We start from the raw sequence: 1,395 nt of genomic DNA, 5'->3' as shown, positions 1-1,395 counted from the left end.
AGCCCGCGCCCGCGCTGCTGCTGCTCCACCGGGGCGCGGACGGCGTCGTCGCATTCCACGAACTGGGCCCCCTCGCGTTCCACCTGCTTCATCGTCTCGGCGAAGGCGAGGCCGCGAGCGGCGAGTCCCAGCTGCGCGCACTGGCGGCGGACACCGGGGCTACCGACGTGGACGCGATCGTCGACGCCGGCGTCGCCCTGCTCGAAACGTATCGCTCCAGCGGGATCGTGCTGGGCACGCGCAAGGCCGCCTGAGCGGCGCCGGGCCGTCTGCTAGGCTGCGGGCCCGCCTCCCCGACCTCGCCCGTGCCCTCTCTCGCTACGCGCTTCCGCGGTTTCCTGCCCGTCGTCGTCGATGTCGAGACGGGCGGCTTCGACTGGAACCGGCATGCGTTGCTCGAGATCGCCGCCGTGCCGCTCGACCTGGACGCCGAGGGTCGCCTGGTGCGTTGCCCGACGACAAGCTCGCACGTGGTGCCGGCACCGGGAATGGAAATCGATCCGAAATCACTCGCGGTGACCGGCATCATCATCGACCACCCGTTCCGCGACGCAAAGAACGAGCGTCAGGCGCTGGACGTGGTGTTCGCGCCCGTGCGCGCGGCGATGAAGAAGCACGGCTGCCACCGGGCCATCCTGGTGGGCCACAACGCCCACTTCGACCTGAATTTCCTCAACGCGGCGGTCGCGCGCTCGAAGCATCCGCGCAATCCCTTCCACCCCTTCAGCGTGTTCGACACGGTATCGCTCGGCGGCATCGCGTTTGGCCAGACCGTGCTGAGCCGCGCGCTCCAGGCCGCGGGGATTCCGTGGGACGCCAACGAAGCGCATTCGGCCGTCTACGACGCCGAACGCACAGCCGACCTCTTCTGCCGCATCGTCAACGCGTGGCCGATGCTCGGCGGGCCCGGCCCCGCCGAAGACCCGGCGCAAGCCTGACGACGGCCGCGCCGGGGGAAAGCGCGGTCAGAGGGCGAGCGTGCCGGCCGCCATCGGCTTCGACGAAGGCGCCTGCGGGGCAACCTTCTGCATCGGTTCCATGGTGATCGCGACCGTCCAGCCCGCCGTCATGCCGGCGGTCAGCTCGCCCTTGGGCACGTCGACCCAATGCGAACGCGAGGCGCCGACGTAGCCGAGCGATTTGGGCTTCTGGCCCGGCGGGATGAGCCACAGCACGGGCGCCTTGGCACCGACGGGAACCGTGCCCGGCACCGGCACCAGCCACATGCCACCGGTGCGCGTATCAACCGTCGCCAGATACGCGATCTGCCCGTTATTGGCGACCAGCTGCGTGACCGGCAGTTCCTGCATGACGTTCGAGTTGACTGCGGTCGCCTTGCCGGCGGGCGTCGAGGCGGCGACCGACGGCGCGGGCGCGCCTGGCCGACCGTCCACG

The 1,395-nt window shown here is 70.6% G+C and carries 3 protein-coding genes; 2 read left to right on the top strand and 1 reads right to left on the bottom strand.

What is annotated here, in order from left to right:
* Positions 1 to 254, top strand: a 254-nt coding sequence (locus FW784_RS14560; RefSeq protein ID WP_425481665.1) for an HvfC family peptide modification chaperone, incomplete at its 5' end; no start/stop codon positions are given.
* A 15-nt stretch (positions 255 to 269) separates the two neighbouring features.
* Complete coding sequence (gene rnt, locus FW784_RS13975) at positions 270 to 938, top strand: ribonuclease T (RefSeq protein WP_149353930.1); 669 nt, start codon at positions 270 to 272, stop codon at positions 936 to 938.
* Between the two features lie 27 nt (positions 939 to 965).
* Here the strand turns inward: rnt and FW784_RS14555 are convergent.
* Positions 966 to 1,395, bottom strand: a 430-nt coding sequence (locus FW784_RS14555; RefSeq protein ID WP_425481664.1) for an anti-sigma factor domain-containing protein, incomplete at its 5' end; no start/stop codon positions are given.

Origin of the sequence: Cognatilysobacter lacus, from assembly GCF_008274655.1 — a bacterium.
GTDB lineage: Bacteria > Pseudomonadota > Gammaproteobacteria > Xanthomonadales > Xanthomonadaceae > Cognatilysobacter > Cognatilysobacter lacus.
The sequence above is the reverse complement of the archived record's forward strand: the minus strand, read 5'-3'. Positions and strand labels throughout refer to the sequence as shown.